The sequence below is a fragment of the Streptomyces graminofaciens genome (assembly GCF_030294945.1).
GTDB classification, from domain to species: Bacteria; Actinomycetota; Actinomycetes; order Streptomycetales; family Streptomycetaceae; genus Streptomyces; species Streptomyces graminofaciens.
In genome coordinates this window covers 2,918,222-2,939,467 of the sequence record NZ_AP018448.1, presented here as the reverse complement: position 1 = coordinate 2,939,467, position 21,246 = coordinate 2,918,222, and the positions used below count along the sequence as shown (strand labels likewise).

Sequence of the window (21,246 nt, the reverse complement as noted above, 5' to 3'; positions counted from 1 at the left end):
GGGGAAATCCCCAGGTCAGACGGGCAACGGGACGTGGCGCAGCTTGGTAGCGCACTTGACTGGGGGTCAAGGGGTCGCAGGTTCAAATCCTGTCGTCCCGACAGAATTGTCGGGTTATCCGTCCAGGTCAGGGCCTTGTCTCACGGCATGTGAGGCAAGGCCCTTGATCGTTCTGGGGCTCTCGTCTCGCAATTTCTCACAAACGCGGATGATATTGGTCAACCCCAGGAACTGAGCGAGCCTCTTCGGGTCCGCTCGACGCGCTCTGAGCATGCCACCCGTACTCCGACGAGAAGCCGACGTAGTGCGGCGGTACGGTCGGAGGGGGAAGCCTCCGACCTGCCGTCTTCCGCCGCTCGACCGGCGACGGACCGGTGTCGGCACCTCCTTTTTTCGCGTGGATGTGGGAGCCGTCCATGCATGCTCGTGACCAGTCGAGTCTGCTTGACGCTGTTCAGTTCAGTCGGAAGCTACGGATGGGGCTTCTCCGTGTGGTCGGTCAAGGCAGGATCTCGACGTACCCCTCGGTTCCGTGCACGCGGATCCGCTGCCCGTCCCGGACCAGCCGGGCGGCCCGCTCCACGCCCACGACGGCCGGCAAGCCGTACTCCCTGGCGATCACTGCGCCGTGGGTCATCAGGCCGCCCACCTCCGTCACCAGTCCCGCGATTCCGACGAACAGCGGTGACCAGCTGGGGTCCGTGAAGGTCGTGACCAGGATGTCGCCCGCTTCGAGATCGGCCTCCGCCATGTCAAGGATGACGCGGGCCCGTCCCTCGATGGTCCCGGCGGAAACCGGTAGGCCGATCAGGGCGCCGGCCGGCGCGTCGTCGCGCCGGTACGCGCCGGAGACGGCCTCACCATCCGATGTGAGCACCCGGGGCGGTGTGAGCGCGTGGTACGACCGGAACGCGTCCTTGCGCTGCTGGATGAGCTGGTCATCCACCTGGTTCGAGCGCACCACGTCGTGGAGCTCCTGGAAAGTGAGGTAGAAGATGTCCTCCGTCTCAGAGAGCACGTCTGCCTGCACGAGGCGCTCGGCCTCCTTCAACAGGGCCTGCTTGTAGACGAAGTAGCGGCTGACGATGTCGTACTTCGGGTACTCCCGGTACCCGATGAAGGCGCGGACCCGGTCGACCATCCGCTTGGCCTCGTCGGCTTTCTGGTCCCCGTTTGGCAGGGCCCGCAAGCGTGACAGCACGCCCTGTTCCTTCTTCTGTGCCTTCTGCCGCCCTTGCTCGAAGCGCCGCGCGGCGGCGCCCGGCTCGAAGTTCCTGACGTTGTCGAGGATCACGGGCAGGAGCGTGGTGGGGCGCTCGCGCCAACGTGGCCTCGTGATGTCGATCTCGCCGACGCAGCGCATGCCGTACCGGTCGAGGTAGGCCTCCATGGCGTCGCGCGCTTCGGTCCCGCCCGCGAGCTTCGCCAACTCGCCCAGGAAGCCCTCGTCCTCGACACCCTCCAGAAACGCCACCACCTCCGGCTGCGGGCGGATCACGTCCGCGACGTCGAGGAGCGCCAGACCCATCTCCGACGTGACGTTGTCGGGGGCGGACAGAGTGAGTGTGTCAGCCGCGTTCTTCTCGCCCAGCCACTCCTGCAGCTTGTCGTTGAGCCACCACGTGGCCTCCATCCCCGCCATGATCGCCTGTAAGTTCAGCGGATCACTCAGGACTCGCTTGTGCTCCTCGAAGGCCGCCAGCAGGAAGTCGAACAGCGCCGGTCCGGTCTTCGTCCGGATGTCGCGCTCCAGGGTGGCGATGGACGCCTGGCTGCGCTCGATCAGCTCGGTGACGGTGGCCGGATCGGGCTCGGTCGGGGCGGAGGGGCCGCCGGCCGGAGGCCCGGCGGGACCCGCGTCCGGGAGCGACGGGACGAAGTCGTCGCGGTCGAGGACGGTCTCCAGAGCGTCCCTGATCAGCGGATCGCCTCTCCCCATGACGTCCAGGAGGGCGGCGCGGCTCGCGGGCGAGGTCAGGCGCCGGGTGACGTCGACGAACAGCCTCCCGCCGGCCTCGTGCATCGGCGTCATGGCCGTCAGTCGCCACATGGAGAGCCCCAGGGGCTTCATGGGGTCGGTCATCATCTGCCCGTGACCGACGGAGACGTAGACGTGATTCTCCTGGTCGCCGGTCTCGGGGATGGGGAACAGCGTTGTGATCGGTCGGCTCTGAACGATCTGGAAGCCATCATCGACCAGGCACCATTCGATGTCCTGCGGGTGGCCGAAGTGCGCTTCGATCCGCCGCCCGAGCTGCACGAGCCGCACGACCTGCGCATCCGTCAGCGCCGGCTGCTCCTGCCGCTGCGAGTCGATCGCCACTTCCTGCGTACCGCCGGTCGGCAGGGCGTGAACGGTCCGCTGTTTGGTGGCGATCGCCTTGGCGACGACTTCGCCGTGTCGCACTTTGAAGACGTCCGGGTTCACCAGGCCGGAGACCAGGGCCTCGCCGAGCCCGAAGCCGGCGTCCACGGTGGCGATTTTCCGGTTGCCCGTGACGGGGTCGGCCGTGAACAGGATGCCGGCCGCATGCGGGAAGACCATTTGCTGCACGACAACGGCCATGTGGACCGTACGGTGGTCGATGCCGTTCCGCTGGCGGTAGGTCACGGCCCGCTCGGTGAAGAGCGAGGCCCAGCACCGGCTGACGTGCTGGAGGATCGCCGTCGGCCCCACCACGTTCAGATATGTGTCCTGCTGGCCGGCGAAGGAGGCCGTCGGCAGGTCCTCTGCCGTCGCGCTGGATCGGACGGCGTAGGCGGCTTGCTCGCCGAGCCGGGCGAGCGCGCTGGTGATCGCCGCCGCGAGATCGCCCGGGATGGCGATCTCTTCGATGGTCCGGCGGATCTGCGCGCTGAGCGTGCGGATCGCCTCCCGGTCGTCCGGGTTCAGTCGCGACAGCCGATCGAGCTGATCATCGATCGACGGTGCTTCCGCCATGATCCGCCGGAAGGCGTCCGTCGTCACGCAGAAGCCGGCCGGCACACGGATGCCTTCGATCCGGTACAGCCCGCCCAGGTGCGCGCCCTTGCCGCCGACGACCGCGACCTGCGTCTCGTCAACCTCTTGCAGATCCCGCACGTACTGCTCGATCATCGCGATACCTCCGAGGCAGCCGTGCTCCGTCGTAGTGCACTGGCCGATCGAGTCACCGGCGCCTCCAGCTCTGTCGAACCTCTTGTCGAGCATGTCCTCGTCTCTGGTTGCCTTCCCTCTGACGAGTCGGCCGGCCGCTCCGCCCGGTCGGGCGGAGCGCACCCCCGCACCTCCGCGCCGGGCACCCGCAACTGCACTGCCGGTCGCACCACTGGTTCGACGTCACCGCGTCCCCGATACGTCGACAACAACACCCGCACGTCGTGACCCCAATTCCGCAGGTTGTGGCATCGGCCGACGATTCTGCGCCGTGCCCCGGGTCTTGCGGCAAGTCCCCCAACGCGCTATAAGTTGGGAGTGGCAAGGAGAGAGCGCTCTCCTTGCCTTTGTGTTTTTGCGGATGCAGCCGCGGATCCAGAAGTTCTTCCCTTGAGGCAAGGCCCGAACGTCGAGCGCGCCGCCATCTCTCGGGGGCGTCGCGCCACGCGACTGCTGGGCCAAGCTCGCCGAACGGATGCTCGGCGGTCGCCGTAGCTCAAATCGGGCACTGGCACCATGGCGCAAGCCGCGGACGGTGCACGACGATGGCGGTCCGCTCGGCACGGGTCGAAGTACGCACGGGGGTCTGGGAGCTGGCCGGTGAGCGTAGTCCGGCCGCCGGCGGCAGCGTGATCGTGGACATCGACGGGGTGCTGGTTGCTCCCGCACTCCGAGAAGCAGGACGCCACTGAGACGTGGAAGAAGAACTTCGGCCGTCCTCCGCTCGTCGCGTTCGTCGACCACGGCCAGACCCGGACCGGGGAGCCGGTGGCCGCCCTGCTGCGGCCGGGCGACGTGGCTGACACCGCTGCCGACCATATCGAAACCACCCAACGCTGGTCCCCATACAGCCCACTACTCCACAGCACGAGCACGGAACGTCGGTGACCATGGGCTCATGGTGTCTGACGAAACCAGCCCTTCCGCTCGATCTCACGAGCAACGTCGAAAACACTTCGACGTTGCCCAGGCGTGGACGAACACGGTTGCCGGGCTCGTCGCTCTCGCACTGTCGGCCTACAACTTCATCCAGCTTGAGCGGGATCCCGAGGTCGACGTAGCACTCCCGCACATCGTCCGGGTATCTCAAGGACGCGACGTCTGGCTCTATCTCCAGCCCACAGTGTCGACGAGGCTGGAGACGCAGCAGGTCGAGGTGGTCACCGAAGCGAGGCTTGAGGCACACCGAGCGGACGGGGACGGAACGAGCCCCGCGTTCATCTGGGATGAGGCAGGCGCCTTCTCCTATGACCCAGAGGCCAAGAGTCTCACCTACCAGCGGGTGGCAGACCCGAGCCCGCTGGTCGTGAACCGAGACAAGCCCCAGCAGCCGGTGATGGTGTTCAACGCCGTCGGATGGAACTTCACGCCCGGTAGGTACGAAGCCACTCTGACCCTGCACCGAACAAGTGGACGGAACCCCCTGAAGAGTCGCTTCTGTCTCATGGTCTCTGACGAAGCTCTGGCATTGTTCAAGAAGACAGGTGAGAACACCTTCCAGAGCTTCCGTGATGACCTTCCGGAGAAGGTCGCCAACACCACAAGATCGTCGAAGGACTGCCACGTGCTTGCCGCCTTCTAGACCATTTCCCGCGGACCGGCTCACGCCAACCCTCGCACCAAGCCTCTGACCTGGACGTTTGCCGGACTGCCTGGAGGGGCTGTTTCGGAGTAGTCCGAAACAGCCCCTCCTGCGTGCTTGGGGGAACCCGCCTCGGAGGCGGGTTCCCCTATGGCGCAGTTATGGCGCCGTCACGCGGTCGGGCGTGTGTGTCCCGTTCCGGGCTGACCGGCGTTGGCGGACCACGGCCAGGACCACCACGGCCGCGGCCACCAGGGTGGACAGGACGACCTGGTCGCGGCCGCCGCCGTCGGCCGTGTCGGTGAGCATGTAGCCCAGGACGAAGGTGATGAGGGCGATGGTGGCCCAAGTCAGGTAGGGGTAGAGCCACATCCTGACGACCAGCTTCTCCGGGGACTCGCGCTGGATGATCTTGCGCATCCGCAGCTGGGAGAAGCAGATCACCAGCCAGACGAACAGGGCGATCGCACCGGAGGAGTTGAGGAGGAACTGGAAGACGGTGTCCGGCCAGAGGTAGTTGAAGGCGACCGCGACGAAGCCGAAGACCACCGAGGCGAGGATCGCCGAGCGAGGGACGCCGCGTTCCGTGGTCCGGCCGAAGGATGCCGGCGCGTCGCTGCGGCGGCCGAGGGAGAAGGCCATGCGGGAGGCCGTGTACAGGCCGGAGTTGAGACAGGACAGCACCGAGGTCAGCACGATGGCGTTCATGATCTGGCCGGCGTGCGGGATCCCGATGGAGCTGAGGGCGGCGACGTACGAGCCGTCCTTGAGGATCGCCGGGTCGTCCCAGCGCAGCAGCGAGACCACGATCAGGATCGAGCCCAGGTAGAACACCGCGATCCGCCAGATCACGCTGTTGGTGGCCTTGGTGACGGCGGCCTGCGGGTCCGCGGTCTCGCCCGCCGCCAGCGTGACGATCTCGCTGCCCATGAACGAGAAGACCACCATCAGGACGCCGGTCAGGATCGCGCCGGGGCCGTTCGGCAGGAAGCCGCCGTGCGCGGTGAGGTTGGAGAAGCCTGACGCCGGGTGGTCCGAGCCGGGCAGCAGGCCGAAGATGGCGAGGCCGCCGACCACGATGAACGCGGCGATCGCGACGACCTTGATGCCGGCGAACCAGAACTCGAACTCTCCGTAGGAGCTGACGGAGACCAGGTTGGTGGCGGTGAGGACGATCATGACGATCAGAGCCCAGCCCCATTGCGGGACGGCCGGGATCCAGCCCGCGAGGATCTTCGCGCCGGCGGTCGCCTCGACGGCGAGCACCACGACCCAGAAGAACCAGTACAGCCAGCCGATGGTGAACCCGGCCCAGCGTCCCAGCGCGCGGTCCGCGTAGGCGGAGAACGAGCCGGAGGTGGGGTTGGCCGCGGCCATCTCGCCGAGCATGCGCATCACGAGGACGACCAGCACGCCGACGAGGGCGTACGAGATCAGGATGCCGGGGCCGGCGGCGGCGATGCCGGAGCCAGAGCCGACGAACAGGCCGGCGCCGATGACACCGCCGATCGCGATCATCGACAGGTGGCGGTTCTTGAGGCCGGCCTGCAGGCCGGCCTCAGGCTCTGTGGGAGGGCTTTTGGGGACGGTTGTGGTCATCTCGACATCCATGGAGGGAGTGCGGACCAGGGCGTCTGGAAATTAGTTCAGTACGATCGAAAAGAACAAGACTTGTTTAACTGTTCACCTTGCTCTATTTTTCACGCAGCGCGGAACCCTCTCTTCCGGGAGCCCTCTGTGGACCACACCGTGACCCCGCTCAGCAGGCCGTTAAGGTGGCGCCGTGGTGAATGCAGCGGGCAAGTTCGGCCCCTACAGCGGTTGGGACACCCGTGTCCTGGCCGGTCGGGGCCCCACGGGGGCGGAGCTCGTCCGGTCCCGGATCGCCCTCAGGGTGCGTCTGCGGTCCGTGTCGCCGGGAGACCGGCTGCCGGACGCGGGCGTCCTCGCCGAGGAACTGGGGATCAGTGAGATCACCGTGCGCCGCGCGCTGGAGGCCATGTGTCAGGACGGCCTGCTCGACCGCCGTCGGGGCCGGGCGGGCGGAACCTTCGTCGCGGCGGACTGGGACGCGGTCGTCGCCGTGCTGCACGACGCCGACGAGGCGGCCTCGCTGGACTCCTTCCATCTGCTGCTCGAATGCGGTCTCGTCGCGCACAGCGCGGGCGAGGTCCCGGACGGGCGGCTCGACGGATTGCGGGCCCTGGTCGAGGAGATGGATCTGGCCGACGACCCGGCCCGGCTGCTCGAGCTGGAGACCCGCTTCCACCTCGACCTCGCGGAGACCCTCGGCGGCGCCGGGATCCGCGAGTTCGCCGCCGACCTGCTCGGCCGCCAGTGCCTGCTGGGCCCCGCCCCGGACCCCGCTGTCGTACGGGCCCGCAACCGCTGCCACGCCGAACTGCTCGACGAACTGACCCGTGGCGCGATGGACTCGGCGGTCCGCGCGGTGAAGGCGCACCGGCACGCCGGCCCGAACTGACCCCCTTCTCCCACGTCCCTTCCCCGTGCCGCCACCCCGCTGAAGGAGCTGTCGCCATGCCTGACCCCGGAGCTGTCGGCCCGTCGTCGACGTCGGGCCCCGTCGGCGGCGCGCCCCAGCGACTGCGCGGCGGCGTCCTCGGCATGGCGGACATCGCCGCCGCCACCATGGCCAACGTCGGCCCGGCGATGAGCTTTTTCTTCGGCTTCGCCTTCCTGGCCACCACCGCGGGGGTCGCGTCGCCGCTGACCATCGTGGCGGCGGGGGTGGCGGTCGCGCTGCTCGGCAACACACTGGCCGAGTTCTCCCGGGCGCACCCCTCGGCGGGCAGCTTCATCACCTTCGTCGGCCGGACGTTCGGGCCGGTCAGCGCGGTGACCACGGCCCTGCTGGCCGGACTCGGCTACATCATCGCCATGGCTTCGGTGATCGCGATCTCGGGCGGGTTCGTGCAGATCACCCTGTACCACTACACGGGCGTGGACCTGCCGTGGATCATCTGGACGCTATTGCTGACCGGCCTGTCGGTGGTGCTGATGCTGCGCGGGATCGTCGTCTCCACCAAGTGGGCGGGCTACTTCTTCGGTGTGGAGATGCTGGTTCTCGTCGTGGTCTCGGTCGCGACGATCGTCGAACACCGGGGCGACCTCTCCGCCGCCCCGTTCCTGCCCGGCCACCTCACCCACGGCCTCTCGGGGCTGGCAGCCGGCTTTCCGCTGGCGGTGTACCTGTTCATCGGCTGGGAGAACTCCGCGGCACTCGCCGAGGAGACGGAGAACCCGCGGCGCAACGTCGGCCGCGCCGTGTTCTCCTCCGTCGCGATCATGACCGTGAGCTACATCCTCTTCTCCTACGCCACGGTGACCGGCTTCGGCTACGACGTGGACCGGCTCGGCGCCTCCCGGATCCCCTTCATCGACGTCGCCCACCACACGCTCGGCGCGCTGGCGTTCGTCGCGTACCTCGGCGGCCTGACCTCCACGCTCGGCGTACTGATCGCGGGCATCAACTCCCAGGCCCGCCTCGTGTTCAACGCGGGGCGCGAGGGGCTGCTGCCGTCCTTCTTCGGCTACGTCCACCCCACGCGCCGTACGCCGACCAACGCGATCGTCACCTTCACCGCCACCGCGCTGCTGATCATCGGAGGCTGGGGCCTGGGCCATCTGCTCGGATCCGACGGCGGCTCGATGAACCCCGTGGTCTTCTTCACGGAGTCATCGAGCCTGGGCGCCATCCTGATCCTGCTGGTCTACCTCGCGTCCAACATCGCGCTGCCGCTGTACTACCGCAGATACCGCCCGCAGGAGTTCCGGACCGTCCGGCACCTCGTGCTGCCCGCGATCGGCGCCCTCGCCATCCTCGTCCCGCTCTACTACCTGGCCAAGCCCGGCCAGCCCGCGCCGTACAGCTGGTTCCCGTACGCGGCACTGGCCGCCCTGGTCGCCGCCGTCGGCTACGCGACCCTCCTGGTCCGCCGTGATCCGGGCCTGGCCGAGCGGGTGGGGTCGGTCGTCGCCGACGCGGAGTAGAGCGAGCGCGGCTACGCGTGGACGCGGTGGGTGTACCCGGTGCAGACCTCTTCCGAGCCTTTCACCAGGCACGCGTTGAACGTCAACCGCTGGTCCTCGTCGAGGTCGCCGGTCTGCCACTTGGTCGTGTAGGGGGAGGCGTGCCCCCGCGTCGACGCCTCGCGGTGGACGTTGGCGTTGAAGACGACGCCCTCGATGCCCCACCCGTCGTCCGTCTCGTCATGCGCCCGCAGCGCGTCGCCGGGGGTGCCGAAGCTGTCCGGGTCGGCGTTCCAGTTCACAAATCCGGCGTAGTCGCCGTCCTTGTAGAGGAAGACGATCAGCGACTGGCCGTCCTGGTACCAGCTCTCCGAGTAGGTGAGCCGGGGCGCTGCCGCGGCGGTGCCCGCGCCGGTGCCGAAGGAGACGCCGACCGTCACGGCGGTCGCCGCCAGTACGGTGGCGAAACGGTTTCTCATCGTGGCCATGGGATGCCCTTCCCCGTCAGAGCGATCAAATGTGGGCGTGATCTTTTCCCGCAACTCGTGACGGGTCAACGGCTCTGCCCGCGGCGCAGTGATGTTTCGGCCAGTTCGCAAGCTCCGCTTCGGGTAATCGGCCGAAGGGTGTTGTACGCGATGGAGCGTGTGTGGCGTCCGACTCCCGCCCTAGCCTTGGCGCGTGCAAGCGAAGCCGACAGTTCAGGTCGATACGGATCGCGTCGTCGTCACGGAGTGGTGTTTCGCCCCGGGCGCCGAGACGGGCCATCACGTTCACGGACATGACTACGTGGTGGTTCCGCTGATCACCGGAACGGTGCGCGTGGAGGACTCGGAGGGGGAACGCGACGTGGAGATGCGCGCGGGGGTTTCCTACGCGCGGTCCGCCGGTGTCGCGCACAACCTCGTCAACACGAACGCGTACGAGTTCCGCTTCGTCGAGATCGAGCTCAAGTAACCAGGCCGTTCAGACGTGTTCCCTCCGATCTTGAGGATGAGCCCCGATGACCTCACAGCCCTCTTCCCATGACGGCTTCCACCCGGACCTGACCGACCGTCCGAGCGGCCCGCTGCCCGAGGCGCGCACGCGGGTGCACCACATCCGCGCCGACGATCTCGACGGCGGCACGGCGCAGACCGACGGCATGCGCCGGTTCGCCGCGATCAGCGGTGCCCGGGTCGGCTCGGAGCGGATGTGGATGTGGATGGGGCAGACCACGGTCGCGCCCGCGACCGCCTCGGCCGACCACCACCACGGCGACTCCGAGACCGCCATCTACATCGTCAGCGGCCACCCCGAGTTCGTCTTCCTCGCCGATCCCGCCGAGGGTTCGACGCGTCCGATGGACGATCTGTCAGCAGCGGGAGCGGGGTGCGCCGTCCACACGCGGTGAGGTCGCGCGTTCGCCGGCCGGCGCCGCAGGGCCTAGGCCGGGAACGAGATGCCGCACAGCTCGCGCATCGTGTCCATCGTCCTGAGCGTGGTGACCGAGTCGTCGAGCGGTCGGCACGGGGACTGGAGGCGTCCGGCGGCGATGCACCGGGCCACGTCCGCCGCCTCGAAGTGCAGGGCCTCGTGCGCCGTGCGGGGCTCGGCGTACGTGAGGGTCGTGCCGCCGCCGGACGGGGTGAGGTGCAGGTCGCCCGGTTGGTAGAAGGGGCCCGGCAGGCTCAGCGTGGCGTGGGTGCCGGCGATGGTCGCGGTCGTGGGGGTGTCGCTGAACAGGGTCGTGTGGACGACGGCCTGGTGGGCGCTCGCGTCGCGGAGGATGGCGGAGATCTGGCCGTTCACACCGGCAGGGTGGGGCTGGCCGAAGGCCTGGACCTCGACCGGGGCGCCCAGAACCCAGGTGGCGAGGGAGACGGGGTACGTACCGAGGTCGAGGAGGGGGCCGCCGGCGAGGTCGGGGCGGAGGATGCGGTGTCCGCCGGTGAAGTGCTCGCCGTACTCGGCCAGGACCGTGTGGATGTCGCCGAGGACACCCGAGTCGATGATCTGCCGTACGACGTCGAACTTGGGGAGGAAGAAGGTCCACAGCGCTTCCGCGCAGAACAGACCGCGTTCGGCGGCGAGGAGGGCCAGCTCGGTCGCCTGGGCCGCGTCGAGGGCGAGGGGCTTCTCGACGAGGGTGTGCTTGCCCGCCTCCAGGGCGAGGCGCGCGCAGGCGAGGTGGGCGGTGTGTTCCGTGGCCACGTACACCACGTCCACGTCCGATGCCGTGACCAGTTCCTCGTACGAGCCGTGGGCGCGCGGGACGCCGTGGCGGTCGGCGAAGGTCTGGGCGCGGCCGGCGTCGCGGGAGGCCACGCCGGTGAAGCGTTGCCGGGTGTGGCGCCGGACGGAGTCGACGAAGCGTTCGGCGATCCAGCCGGTGCCGAGCACGCCCCAGCGCAGGGCCGGGGCGTCCATCGGGTCCGGGGTGCGGGGGGCGGGCAGGGCGGTGGGGAAGGAGGGCATCGGCGGTCAGAGCTCCGGGACCCGGACGGCGATGGTCCGGCCGCCGTCCTTCATGGACGCGATGACCGCCTCGGCCACCACGGACGCCACCAGACCGTCGTACGCCGTAGCCAGCGGAGAGGGCCGCCCCTGGGCCACGGCGTCGATCCAGGCCTGCAGCTCCAGCCGGTAGGCGTCGGCGAAGCGTGGGCGCCAGTCGGCGGGGTAGGCGGTGGAGCGGGCGCGGGTCGCGTCGGACACGAGGCGTGCGGGGTCGGCCAGGGCCAGCGTGCCGCGCTCACCCGCCACCTCGCAGCGGACGTCGTAGCCGTACCCGGCGTTGAGGAACGTCTCGACCGTGGTCAGCGCCCCGTCGGCGGTGTGCAGCAGCATCAACTGGGGGTCCCTGAGGCCGGTCACCGCCGAGGTGGGGCGCGGCGCGTGCCAACTGACCTCGGTGATGGGGGAGTCGAGCAGCCACGGCACCGTGTCGAACTCGTGGATGGCCGACCCGGTGACACTGAACTCGTCGGTGCAGCCCGGCGCGGAGGAGACACCCCGGCTGACGCAGTGCACCAGCAGCGGGGCCCCGCATGTTCCGGAGGCGACGGCCGACCTCAGCTCCACGTACGCGGGATCGAAACGACGCATGAAGCCAAGCGAGATCAGTCCGGCGCCCGCCCGCCGCTCCTCCCGGACGACTCGGACGCACTCCTCGACGGTCGGAGCGAGCGGCTTCTCGCACATGACCGGCTTTCCGGCGCGTACGGCGGCGACGGCGAGATCGGCGTGCGTGGTGTCGTGGGAGGCGATGACGACGGCGTCGACCTCCGGGTCGTCGATCAGCGCGTGGGCGTCGTCGGTCGACCGGGCACCGGGCACACCGGCGGCGATGGCGGCCGCCCGGTCCGCGTCGATGTCGGCGACGCGCGTGACCTCGGCGCCGGACACCCAGCGGTGCAGCGTGCTCACATGGTCGGCGCCCATGTTCCCGGCGCCGACGACCCCGACCCGTACCGTCCTCATACCAGGCTCACCCACGCCCCCTGCTCGACCGAACGGCTCATCGCGTCGAGGGCGGCCGCGCTGTGCACCGCGTCGTCCAGGGTCGGCCCGTGCGGGGTGCCGTCGGCGATGGAGCGCAGGAAGTTGTGGGCCTCGATGACCTTGAGGTCGTCGTAGCCCATGGCGTTGGCGGCACCGGGCTGGAAGGCCGCGTACTCGCCCTGCCCGGGGCCGACGAAGACCGTGCTGACGGGCTGGTCCTGGTAGGCGGTGCCGCGGCTGACGGCGAGCTCGCCCATGCGCCGGTAGTCCCAGAAGACCGCGCCCTTGGTGCCGTGCACCTCGAAGCCGTAGTTGTTCTGCTCGGCGACCGAGACGCGGCAGGCCTCCAGGACGCCGCGGGCGCCCGAGGCGAAGCGCAGCAGGCAGTTGACGTAGTCCTCGTTCTCGACCGGGCCGAGTTCGCCGCCGGTCGCACGCGTGTGCCCGGCGGTGGCGCCGGTCGGGCGGGACCGCTCCGGGATGAAGACCGCGGTGTCGGCGATCAGCGACGCGATGTCCCCCAGCAGGAATCGGGCGAGGTCCGCGCCGTGCGAGGCGAGGTCGCCGAGGACTCCGCTGCCGCCGCGCTCCCGCTCGTACCGCCAGGTCAGGGCGCCCTCGGGGTGGGCGGCGTAGTCGCTGAAGAGTCGGACACGGACGTGCGTGACCGTGCCGATCTCGCCGGAGGCGATCAGCTCGCGGGCGTACGCCACTGCCGGGGCGTTGCGGTAGTTGAAGCCGACCGTGCCCTGGACGCCGGCCTCGGCGACCGCGTCGGCTACCGCGCGGGCGTCGGCGGCGGTGAGCCCGACCGGCTTCTCGATCCAGATGTGCTTGCCGGCCTCGGCCATGGCGACCCCGATCTCCCGGTGCAGGAAGTTCGGCGCGGTGATGCTGACGGCCTGGACCCGGGGATCGGCGGCCACCTCGCGCCAGTCGCGCGTCGTCGCGGCGAACCCGAACTGCGCGGCGGCCTCCTCGGCCCGGCCCGGGACCTCCTCGGCGACGGTCACCAGCTCAGGGCGCACGCCCAGCTGCGGAAAGTGGTGCGGTACCCGCGCGTACGCCTGGGTGTGCACCCGTCCCATCCAGCCGAACCCCACGACGGCGACGCCGAGCGTATTCACCATTGACTGCCCCTCTTTGGACCGATCCATAAACTGGTAGCTCACCATGGAGGCCGTTTATGGTGGTGTCAAGGGTCTTTACAAGCAGGGAGCGGGTATGGAACGGTCCACGGCATGAGGACTCCGACCATCCGTGACGTCGCCGCGCGGGCCGGCGTGTCGAAGTCGCTGGTTTCCCTGGTGCTGCGCGGCGCGGACGGCGTCCGTCCCGACAAGCGCCAGGCCGTCCTCGCCGCGGTCGAGGAGCTCGGCTACCGGCCCAACGCCGCCGCGCGCAGCCTCAGCGAGCGCCGCACCCGTACGGTGGGCGTGCTGCTGAACGACATGCGCAACCCCTGGTTCGTGAATCTGCTCGACGGGCTGAACTCGCGGCTCTACGACAGCGGCCTGCGCATGCTCCTGGCCGACGGCCACCTCAACCGGCGTCTCGGCGAGGACCTCACCCGTACGTTCACCGAGCTGCGCGTCGACGGCCTGATCGCCGTCGGCACCCAGCAGGATCCCGAAGTGCTGCGCACCGCGGCCGATCAGGTACCCACCGTCGTGGCGGGCACCCGGGAACCCGTCCTGCCCGCGGTGGACATCGTCGCCAACGACGACGAGCACGGCGCCCGCCTGGCCACCGAGCACCTCATCGGCCTCGGTCATCGCGACATCGCCCATATCGCCGGGCGGGGCGCCGTCGGCGAGCTGCGCCGCCGCAGCTTCGAGGCCACCATGCGGGAGCACGGCCTGGCCGACACGGCCGTGGTGGAACAGGGCGACCTCACCGAAGAGGGCGGCTACCGGGCCACCGTCCGGCTTCTGAGCCGTCCGAGGCGTCCGACCGCGATCTTCGCCGTCAACGACATGACATGCGTCGGCGCCCTCTCGGCGGCCGAGGAGACCGGTCTCGTCGTCCCACGGGATCTGTCCCTGGTCGGGTACGACAACACGTACCTCTCCCAGCTGCGGCATCTGTGGCTCACCACCGTGGACAACGCCAGCCATGACGTGGGCCGCCGCGCCGCTCAGCGTCTCCTCGACCGGATCGCGGAGCCGGACCGCCCCGCCGAGGTCGACCTGGCGACTCCCTCGCTCGAGGTGCGGGGCACGACGGGGCCACCGTCCGCCGGCATCTGATCCAGTCTCGGGGGCAGGTCACAGGCGCGACGAGCGGACCAGGCCGTTGCCTTCTCAGGCCGTCGGGCGGGCCCGGGGCGTTCTCGGGCGGCTCTCGCCTGCCGGTGTGCTCCAGGTACGGGCCAGTTCGACGCGCGACGCCACGTCCAGCTTCCGGAATATCTTCTTGAGATGGAACGCCACCGTGTGGTGGGAGAGGAAGAGCTGCGCGCCGACCTGGCTGTTGGTCATCCCCTGGACCACCAGGTGGGCGACCGTGAACTCGGTCTCGGTCAGCCGTCCCAGCTGCTCCCTGGAGCCGCTGGACCAACGGGACACATGGTGTCGGACGCCGAGGCCGCGCAGCTTGCTCTTGACCCGGGACAGATCACGCGCGGCCCCGGCCGCCAGGTAGACGTCGCTGCTGCGCTCCAGGATCTCGACGGCCCGGTCCGGTTGGAGGCGTTGGCCGGCCAGGTGCGTTCCGATGTCCTCCAGGGCCGAGGCGCGCGCCCAGGGGTCCACATGGGTCTCGGCGGCCTGCCACAGGTCGTCGAGGTCGCGCTTCAACAGCCCCTCGGCGTGCAGCGCGGCGGCGGTCAGTGAGCGGAACTGCGGGTTGATCTGCGCCAGTTGCCTCGCCGCCAGCGCGCCCTGGCGGGCGACCGCCTTGTCACCGGCCTTCAGTGCCAGCCGTACGAACCAGGGTGCGGCGGCCGGCTGTGAGCCCAGCACCTCGCGGCTGGCCGGCCCCAGGGCGACGAGCTGTTCGATGAAGGGCACCACCGCCTCGGTACCGTCGTGCGCCTCGCGGACCTGCACGGAGACCCATGCGCACTGCCCCGCCAGCGGGTTGTCGGACGCCAGGAGCGCGTCCTCGGCGATCCGCTGTGTGTGCGCCAGGGCGACCTTCAAGTCGGCCCGACGCAGGGCGCACCCCGCCAGGACGAGTCGGCCCAGGGTGTGCCACGGTCCGGACCGCTCGGCCGCCGCCAGTCCCTGCTCGCCCAGTTGTGCGGAGGTGTCGATGTCGCCGGTCGTGAACGCGAGGAACGACCGGGAGAGGTCCGCTCTGGCGGCCGACTCCGCCGAAGGGTGCGAGACGTCGGGGCTGTCGGGGTGGAGGAGTCCCTCGGCCCGGTCGAGTTCGCGGAGGTGGATCAGTACTGTGGCCAGCCACAGCCTGGAATGCGAGTGGCACTCGCACTGCGGACGGGAGGCGGCGGCTCGCACGCCCTCCTCGGCCAGTTCCACTGTGAGCTGGAGCCGACTCTGCCGCCAGCACGACATCGACCTGCCGATGAGGCGGCACGCGGGACACGAGGATTCCGTGGAGTCGATGCCGTACTGCATACGCAGAGGGTCGGGGGAAAGAAGGATCACGGGTACTCCTGCCGTTCCGGAGCGAAACCGAAGGAATCAACGGATGGACACGTGTCGCCTGTGCTGACCTGTGCCTACGTGGGCCGGGCGGGACGAGGACCGGTCGACGTGCGGTGGTGTGCGGCGCGGGGGAACGCCGTGCGGCTGCCGTGGGGACGATCGCTCTCGGCCGGCGGCAGCTGCCGTCGCCGAAGTGGGAGAGAGGCCCATGCCCGTGGGGGTCGGGAAAAGGCGAGTCGGGCGAGTCAGATGCCGCGTGTCATGCGAGGGAACGTCGGGCGCGGCGGCATGCGGACGCCGTGGCGAGGAAGCGTGGCAGGAAGTGACTCGGCCTGGAGCGGTGGCTGAAATTCATGGGGGGACGCACCATTCTCGTCTGCGGTCATCCAGCGTTCGATGACCAGTGGGCTCAGTTTATTTGCCATGCCGTGTTGCAGTAGAGGCAAATGACCCTGGTCTGGCCATTCATGACTCGCTGTCGGGTATGTTTACCGGCTGCTTTCGGTGCCCCTTACCGATGCGGCACCCTCCGGGTGCCCGAGCCAGCGCAGCAGGGCCTGCGATCGGCTGCGCACGCCGAGCTTTCCGTAGATGTGACTCAGATAGTTTCTGACCGTCTTTTCGGTCAGACGCATCTGGACGGCCACCTCGCGAACCGAGAGCCCAGAGGCGATCCGGGTCATGATCTCCCGCTCCTGGGGCGAGAGGGCCAGCGGTTGGGAGGGGGTACCGGCCCGGGCCGCGCCTCCCGCACCCGACGCGACTCTCGCGTGCTCGGCGGCGACCCGTGGAGCGAGGATCGTATGCCCATGGGATATGCACCGCAGAGCCGCCATGAGCAGGTCCGGAGGCTCGGTGTCCAACAGGTAGCCGACGGCCCCGCAGCCCAGGGCGAGGCCGATGTCGTCCGGGTCGAAGCAGGTCGCCAGGACGGCCAGCGGCGGGAGTTCGCTCCTCGCCTCGATCGAGAACCGCCTCAATTCCGGGCCCATCCGGGGACCGTAGAAGAGGACCACGTCGTCGGACGGGAGGATCTCGCACGGTTCCCGGACGATGCGGCAGTGCAATTCCGCGCCGGCGCCAGGCACGGCACAGCGGTGGCTGACCAGCGCGACCGACAGCGTCGCCTCGCGAGGGAGGGTTGGGGAGACCGTGGTGGGTGGGGTCACTACTGCTCCGTGCGTGGGGTGGAGAAGCCTCGGCGGATGACTCGATTCGCTACTTGAATCTTGTAGCACGCTGCCCACTGCTGAGCGAAGGAATCACGTCGAATCGAAAACATCCGGCCACGCGATGTGCTGTCAAGCGTTGTCCGGGTAATTGGCGTGAAATCTTTCCTCGTCGACTTCCGAACTGGAACTTTTTCTTCCCATCACGGGAAAGAGGTTTTTCGCGCACAGGAGACAGCCGTTGTTTCCGGTGGATGTCAGCCGCGGTATCCCCGCAGTTTCCGGTAGAGCGTGGCGCGGGCGATGCCCAAAGCCGCCGCCGCGCGGGCCTTGTTGCCGCCGTGCCGGCGCAGGGCCTCCAGGATGGCGGCGCGCTCGGCGTGCTCCATCGGGCTGAGGCGGCGGCTCGCGGGCCCTTCGCGTACGGGGTCCGGCAGCTCGGCCCGCCGGACAGGACCCGTCGCCCGGCGCTGCTCGGCCAACGCCCGTACGACATGGGCGAGTTCGGTGACATTGCCCGGCCATGGATGCTGCTCCAGGGCGCGCAGCGCGTCCAGCGTCCAGGCGAGCGGCGGCCGTCCCGGCGCGGGCCGGGGTGCCAGGGCGTCGAGCAACTCCCGGATGTCCTCCGGCCGTTCGCGCAGCGCCGGGAGAGTGACCGAACGTGCGGCGAGGGTGTCGAGCAGCCGTTGGAGGCATGGGCCCGGCGACGCGCCGGGGGTGTAGGTGACCAGCAGGGGCGCGCCCGGACGTGTGTCGAGGAGCGAGTTGAGGGCCGCCGTGTCCGGCTGGGCGAGCCGCTCGACATGGCGGATGAGCAGGGCGTGACCGTTCGACAGCGCGTCGAGCGTGGAGCCGAGTCCGCCTTCCGCCGCGTCCACGACCAGCGGATCGGTGGCCAGTTCGTGCGCGAGAACGGTCTTACCGCTGCCGCGTTCCCCGACGAGCAGCAGCGGCTCCGGCGACCCGGCCAGCTCCGTCGCACGATCGACCGCGTGCCGCCACGGCACCGACCGCCCGGCCAGTGCCACGACACCCTGCCGGGCCGGTGCCGAGTCCACCGGCCCCAGCGGCTCCAGCACGGCCACCGCACCGATGACCGAGCCCCGGTGCGGTACGGGCGTGACCGTCGCCGAACACCGCACACCGTCCGGGAGCCGGATGCGGTACGACCCTGAGCACGTCCCGGGTACGGCAGCGGGCTCGGCGGCCGTCGCCGCGCCCGACAGGCCCTCGGCCTCCATGGCTGTACGCGACCGGGCCTCGGCCTCCCTGCCCGCAGGGAACTCGGCCCCGGCCTGCGTGGCCGCACGCGACTCGGTCCCGGCCTGCGTGGCCGCACGCGGATCGGTCCCGGCCCGCGTGGCCGTACCCGCGAGACCCCCGGCCTCCGGATCCGGGAGATCGTCGACCCCCGTGGCCGTACCCGGGACGCCCCCGGCCTCCCACCGCACCCCTTGCGCGCCCGAGTCCCGCAGCAGCGCCACCGTGCTGCGCTCCAACGCCTCCAGCCCCTCCGGTGACAACAGCCGCCCCGCGGCCTCGCTCACCAGACGGTTGCGTCCGTCGAGGGCGACGACCGCTCGGTCCTGGTCGCGTGCGGCCCGTAGATACGCGTCCAGCAGCACCCGTTCCGACGTCTGCGACCGTGCCCGGAGTTCCGCCTCGACGGCGCCGGCGGCGGCTTCGGCGAGCGAGGCCCACGGGTGGGGTCCGCGCTCGGCGCAGAGCCCGGCGGCGACCGTGACCGTACCCAGGATCCGCCCCGTCTCCGGTGCGAGGACCGGCACGCTGACCGCGGACACGTCCTGCCACAGATCGAGGAAGTGCTCGGGCCCGTGCACCTCGGCACGGCGGCGGATCCGCAGCGCCAGGGCCGCGCTGTTGTGACCGACCACCTGCTCGGAGAGGTCATCGCGGCACGGGTCGCCCGGCGAGCACCCGGTCGCCCACAGCACCCGTAGCCGCTCATCGGTCAGCACGAGCGCCGCCTGACCGGTGCCGAGCGCCGGGGCGAGCCGTTCGAGCACCGGCCGGGCAGCGGTCAGCAGGGCGGGTTCGGTGGGTCGTACGGCGGGGCGAGGCGCGTCCGGGGCCGTGTCCGGCAGGTCGTGTCGTACGCCGAAGAACCGGGCACGCTTCCACGCGGCGAGGACTTCCTCCGGCACGTCGTCCGGCAGCCGTCGTCCCTCCAGGAACAGCGCACGGGCCCTGCGCAGCGAAGCCGGGGCGGGGTGTGCGGGGAGGTGCTCTGCGGTGGTCACGACACCACTGACCGTACCGGGCGCGGTTGAATGAGCAACAACCGCCCCGGTTATCCCGGTTCCGCCCCGTGACGGGTCCGGTGCCCGCGCTTCTTGAACGCGTGCGGCCCCAGCCCCGTATCCCGGTCCCGTACGACAAGTCGCGCGCACTGTCTCATATTGAGACACCCACGCTCCCGCACCCCCGTCCATGATCTTGGCGGTCGGTGCCTGTTCTCATTCCCTGGAGCGTTCCCCGTGCACACCGTCGAGCCCGATGCAGTGACCGACGTGCTGATCGTCGGCAGTGGCCCCGCCGGCGCCTCCGCCGCGCTCGCCCTCAGCACCTACGGCGTACCGAACATCGTCGTCACCCGCTACGCGAGCCTCGCCGACACGCCCCGGGCGCACATCACCAACCAGCGCACCATGGAGGTGCTGCGCGACCTCGGGGTCGAGGAGGAGGTCGTCGCCAAGGCCACACCGCAGCGGCTGATGGGCGACACGACCTTCTGCACCAGCCTCGCCGGTGAAGAGCTCGGACGCGTCCGCTCCTGGGGCAACGACCCCCTCGTCCAGGCGGCGCACGAACTCGCCAGCCCCACTCGCATGTGCGACATGCCCCAGCACCTCATGGAGCCCGTGCTCGTCGACGCGGCGGTCGCGCGCGGCACGAATCTGCGCTTCAGCACGGTCTACAAGTCCTTCGTCCAGGACGCCGACGGAGTGACGGTCACCGTCGAGGACCGGCTGCGCGGCGACGAGTACACCATCCGCGCCAAGTACCTGATCGGTGCCGACGGAGGCCGCTCGCAGGTCGCCGAGGACGCCGGGCTGCCCATGGGCGGCCAGATGGGCGTGGCCGGCAGCATCAACATCGTCTTCGACGCCGATCTGACCAAGTACACCGCCCACCGTCCGTCCACCCTCTACTGGGTGCTCGCTCCCGGCGCCACCGTCGGCGGCATCGGCGCGGGCCTGGTGCGCTGCGTCCGGCCCTGGAACGAGTGGATGGTCGTCTGGGGGTACGACGTCACCGCGGGCGCACCCGACCTGACCACCGAGTACGCCGAGTCCGTCGTCCGCCAGCTGGTCGGCGACGACGAGATCCCGGTGACCATCAAGTCGTCCTCGGCGTGGACCGTCAACGAGATGTACGCGGAGACCTACTCGGCCGGCCGCGTCTTCTGCGCGGGTGACGCCACACACCGTCACCCGCCGTCCAACGGCCTCGGCTCCAACACCTCCATCCAGGACGCCTACAACCTGGCCTGGAAGCTCAAGCTCGTCCTCGACGGCACCGCGTCCCCGAAGCTCCTGGACACCTATACCGCCGAACGCGCCCCGATCGGCAAGCAGATCGTCACCCGCGCCAACAAGTCCATCGGCGAGACCGCCCCGATCTTCGAGGCGCTCGACGGCCTTTCCCCGCAGACCCCCGAGCAGCTGTGGGCCAACATCGCCGCCCGCAAGGACGACACCGAGGCGGCCCGGAAGCAGCGGGCGCAGCTGCGCGAGGCGATCGCGTTCAAGGTGTACGAGTTCAACGCGCACGGCGTCGACCTCAACCAGCGGTATCCCGCAGAAGGCTCTGCTGCGGTCGTCCCCGACGGCACCGACGACCCCGGCTTCGACCGCGACCCCGAGCTGTACCACCAGCCGACCACCCGCCCCGGCGCCAAGCTCCCGCACGCCTGGATCACCGCCGGCACCCGCACCCTGTCCACGCTCGACACCGTCGGCCGGGGCCGCTTCACGCTCGTGACCGGCATCGGCGGCGCGAACTGGGTGAGCGCCGCCGGGGCACAGGACCTGGAGATCGCCACGGTCGTCATCGGGCCCGGGCAGCAGTACGAGGACCCGTACGGTGACTGGGCGCGGCTCAGCGAGGTGGCCGACGGGGGAGCGCTGCTCGTACGGCCGGACGGGTATGTGGCCTTCCGGCACGCGACGGCCGCGGCGTCGGGCGAGGACGCCGAGCGGTTGCTGACCGAGGCGGTACGACGGATCCTCGGGCATGACTGAGGGCATG

15 protein-coding genes, 1 tRNA gene and 2 pseudogenes are annotated in these 21,246 nt (G+C 69.9%); 9 read left to right on the top strand and 9 right to left on the bottom strand.

The window, feature by feature from the left end; genetic code table 11:
- Positions 1-27: 27 nt before the first annotated feature.
- Positions 28-101, top strand: a tRNA-Pro gene (locus tag SGFS_RS12700).
- 398 nt (positions 102-499) lie between these two features.
- Here SGFS_RS12700 and rph read toward each other — a convergent pair.
- Complete coding sequence (rph, locus tag SGFS_RS12690; RefSeq protein WP_286259900.1) at positions 500-3,097, bottom strand: rifamycin-inactivating phosphotransferase; 2,598 nt, start codon at positions 3,095-3,097, stop codon at positions 500-502.
- A 587-nt stretch (positions 3,098-3,684) separates the two neighbouring features.
- On the opposite strand from rph, the pseudogene SGFS_RS12685 reads away from it, so the two are divergent.
- Both SGFS_RS12685 and SGFS_RS12680 read left to right on the top strand, forming a co-directional pair.
- A pseudogene (locus SGFS_RS12685) lies at positions 3,685-3,970 on the top strand (IS1380 family transposase); the annotation flags it as partial.
- Positions 3,971-4,034: 64 nt separating this feature from the next.
- Complete coding sequence (locus SGFS_RS12680; RefSeq protein ID WP_286250019.1) at positions 4,035-4,718, top strand: hypothetical protein; 684 nt, start codon at positions 4,035-4,037, stop codon at positions 4,716-4,718.
- Positions 4,719-4,877: 159 nt separating this feature from the next.
- Here the strand turns inward: SGFS_RS12680 and SGFS_RS12675 are convergent, their stop codons facing one another.
- Positions 4,878-6,317 (bottom strand): amino acid permease, encoded by a 1,440-nt coding sequence (locus SGFS_RS12675; RefSeq protein ID WP_286250018.1) that lies wholly within the window; start codon positions 6,315-6,317, stop codon positions 4,878-4,880.
- A 184-nt stretch (positions 6,318-6,501) separates the two neighbouring features.
- Here SGFS_RS12675 and SGFS_RS12670 point away from each other — a divergent pair, with 184 nt between their 5' ends.
- Both SGFS_RS12670 and SGFS_RS12665 read left to right on the top strand, forming a co-directional pair.
- On the top strand, positions 6,502-7,200 hold the full coding sequence (locus SGFS_RS12670) for a FadR/GntR family transcriptional regulator (RefSeq protein ID WP_286250017.1): 699 nt from the start codon (positions 6,502-6,504) through the stop codon (positions 7,198-7,200).
- Positions 7,201-7,256: 56 nt separating this feature from the next.
- Positions 7,257-8,729, top strand: coding sequence for an APC family permease (locus SGFS_RS12665; RefSeq protein ID WP_286250015.1), 1,473 nt, complete (start codon positions 7,257-7,259; stop codon positions 8,727-8,729).
- Positions 8,730-8,740: 11 nt separating this feature from the next.
- Here SGFS_RS12665 and SGFS_RS12660 read toward each other — a convergent pair whose 3' ends face one another.
- On the bottom strand, positions 8,741-9,196 hold the full coding sequence (locus SGFS_RS12660; protein ID WP_286250014.1) for a hypothetical protein: 456 nt from the start codon (positions 9,194-9,196) through the stop codon (positions 8,741-8,743).
- A gap of 193 nt (positions 9,197-9,389) precedes the next feature.
- Between SGFS_RS12660 and SGFS_RS12655 the strand changes: the two genes are divergently transcribed.
- Both SGFS_RS12655 and SGFS_RS12650 read left to right on the top strand, forming a co-directional pair.
- Entirely contained in the window at positions 9,390-9,665 is a 276-nt protein-coding gene (locus SGFS_RS12655) for a cupin domain-containing protein (protein ID WP_286250013.1), read from the top strand.
- Positions 9,666-9,711: 46 nt separating this feature from the next.
- Positions 9,712-10,026: pseudogene (locus SGFS_RS12650) on the top strand (cupin domain-containing protein); the annotation flags it as partial.
- A 107-nt stretch (positions 10,027-10,133) separates the two neighbouring features.
- Here the strand turns inward: SGFS_RS12650 and SGFS_RS12645 are convergent.
- The 3 genes from SGFS_RS12645 to SGFS_RS12635 are packed head-to-tail and all read right to left on the bottom strand — an operon-like array spanning position 10,134 to position 13,321.
- Positions 10,134-11,165 (bottom strand): Gfo/Idh/MocA family protein, encoded by a 1,032-nt coding sequence (locus SGFS_RS12645; RefSeq protein WP_286250012.1) that lies wholly within the window; start codon positions 11,163-11,165, stop codon positions 10,134-10,136.
- 6 nt (positions 11,166-11,171) lie between these two features.
- Positions 11,172-12,170, bottom strand: a complete 999-nt coding sequence (locus tag SGFS_RS12640; RefSeq protein ID WP_286250011.1) for a Gfo/Idh/MocA family oxidoreductase — start codon at positions 12,168-12,170, stop codon at positions 11,172-11,174.
- The gene (locus SGFS_RS12635; protein ID WP_286250010.1) at positions 12,167-13,321 is read right to left on the bottom strand and encodes a Gfo/Idh/MocA family protein; all 1,155 of its coding nucleotides are present in this window, start codon (positions 13,319-13,321) and stop codon (positions 12,167-12,169) included. The genes SGFS_RS12640 and SGFS_RS12635 overlap by 4 nt, the downstream gene beginning before the upstream one ends.
- Before the next feature lie 111 nt (positions 13,322-13,432).
- On the opposite strand from SGFS_RS12635, the gene SGFS_RS12630 reads away from it, so the two are divergent.
- Positions 13,433-14,440, top strand: coding sequence for a LacI family DNA-binding transcriptional regulator (locus tag SGFS_RS12630; protein WP_286250009.1), 1,008 nt, complete (start codon positions 13,433-13,435; stop codon positions 14,438-14,440).
- Positions 14,441-14,494: 54 nt separating this feature from the next.
- On the opposite strand, the gene SGFS_RS12625 is transcribed toward SGFS_RS12630, so the two are convergent.
- The 3 genes from SGFS_RS12625 to SGFS_RS12615 all read right to left on the bottom strand — a co-directional run bounded on the left by SGFS_RS12625 (position 14,495) and on the right by SGFS_RS12615 (position 19,235).
- Entirely contained in the window at positions 14,495-15,802 is a 1,308-nt protein-coding gene (locus tag SGFS_RS12625) for a helix-turn-helix transcriptional regulator (RefSeq protein WP_286250008.1), read from the bottom strand.
- Positions 15,803-16,290: 488 nt separating this feature from the next.
- Positions 16,291-16,971, bottom strand: a complete 681-nt coding sequence (locus tag SGFS_RS12620) for a helix-turn-helix transcriptional regulator (RefSeq protein WP_286250007.1) — start codon at positions 16,969-16,971, stop codon at positions 16,291-16,293.
- 257 nt (positions 16,972-17,228) lie between these two features.
- Complete coding sequence (locus SGFS_RS12615) at positions 17,229-19,235, bottom strand: helix-turn-helix domain-containing protein (RefSeq protein WP_286250006.1); 2,007 nt, start codon at positions 19,233-19,235, stop codon at positions 17,229-17,231.
- A gap of 237 nt (positions 19,236-19,472) precedes the next feature.
- On the opposite strand from SGFS_RS12615, the gene SGFS_RS12610 reads away from it, so the two are divergent.
- The gene (locus SGFS_RS12610; RefSeq protein ID WP_286250005.1) at positions 19,473-21,239 is read left to right on the top strand and encodes an FAD-dependent oxidoreductase; all 1,767 of its coding nucleotides are present in this window, start codon (positions 19,473-19,475) and stop codon (positions 21,237-21,239) included.
- The last annotated feature ends 7 nt before the right edge of the window (positions 21,240-21,246 follow it).

Excerpts from the sequence above, each read along its gene's own strand:
- rph (WP_286259900.1), bottom strand. The coding sequence starts at position 3,097 with ATGATCGAGCAGTACGTGCGGGATCTGCAAGAGGTTGACGAGACGCAG.
- SGFS_RS12680 (WP_286250019.1), top strand. The coding sequence starts at position 4,035 with ATGGTGTCTGACGAAACCAGCCCTTCCGCTCGATCTCACGAGCAACGT.
- SGFS_RS12675 (WP_286250018.1), bottom strand. The coding sequence starts at position 6,317 with ATGACCACAACCGTCCCCAAAAGCCCTCCCACAGAGCCTGAGGCCGGC.
- SGFS_RS12665 (WP_286250015.1), top strand. The coding sequence starts at position 7,257 with ATGCCTGACCCCGGAGCTGTCGGCCCGTCGTCGACGTCGGGCCCCGTC.
- SGFS_RS12660 (WP_286250014.1), bottom strand. The coding sequence starts at position 9,196 with ATGGCCACGATGAGAAACCGTTTCGCCACCGTACTGGCGGCGACCGCC.
- SGFS_RS12645 (WP_286250012.1), bottom strand. The coding sequence starts at position 11,165 with ATGCCCTCCTTCCCCACCGCCCTGCCCGCCCCCCGCACCCCGGACCCG.
- SGFS_RS12640 (WP_286250011.1), bottom strand. The coding sequence starts at position 12,170 with ATGAGGACGGTACGGGTCGGGGTCGTCGGCGCCGGGAACATGGGCGCC.
- SGFS_RS12635 (WP_286250010.1), bottom strand. The coding sequence starts at position 13,321 with ATGGTGAATACGCTCGGCGTCGCCGTCGTGGGGTTCGGCTGGATGGGA.
- SGFS_RS12630 (WP_286250009.1), top strand. The coding sequence starts at position 13,433 with ATGAGGACTCCGACCATCCGTGACGTCGCCGCGCGGGCCGGCGTGTCG.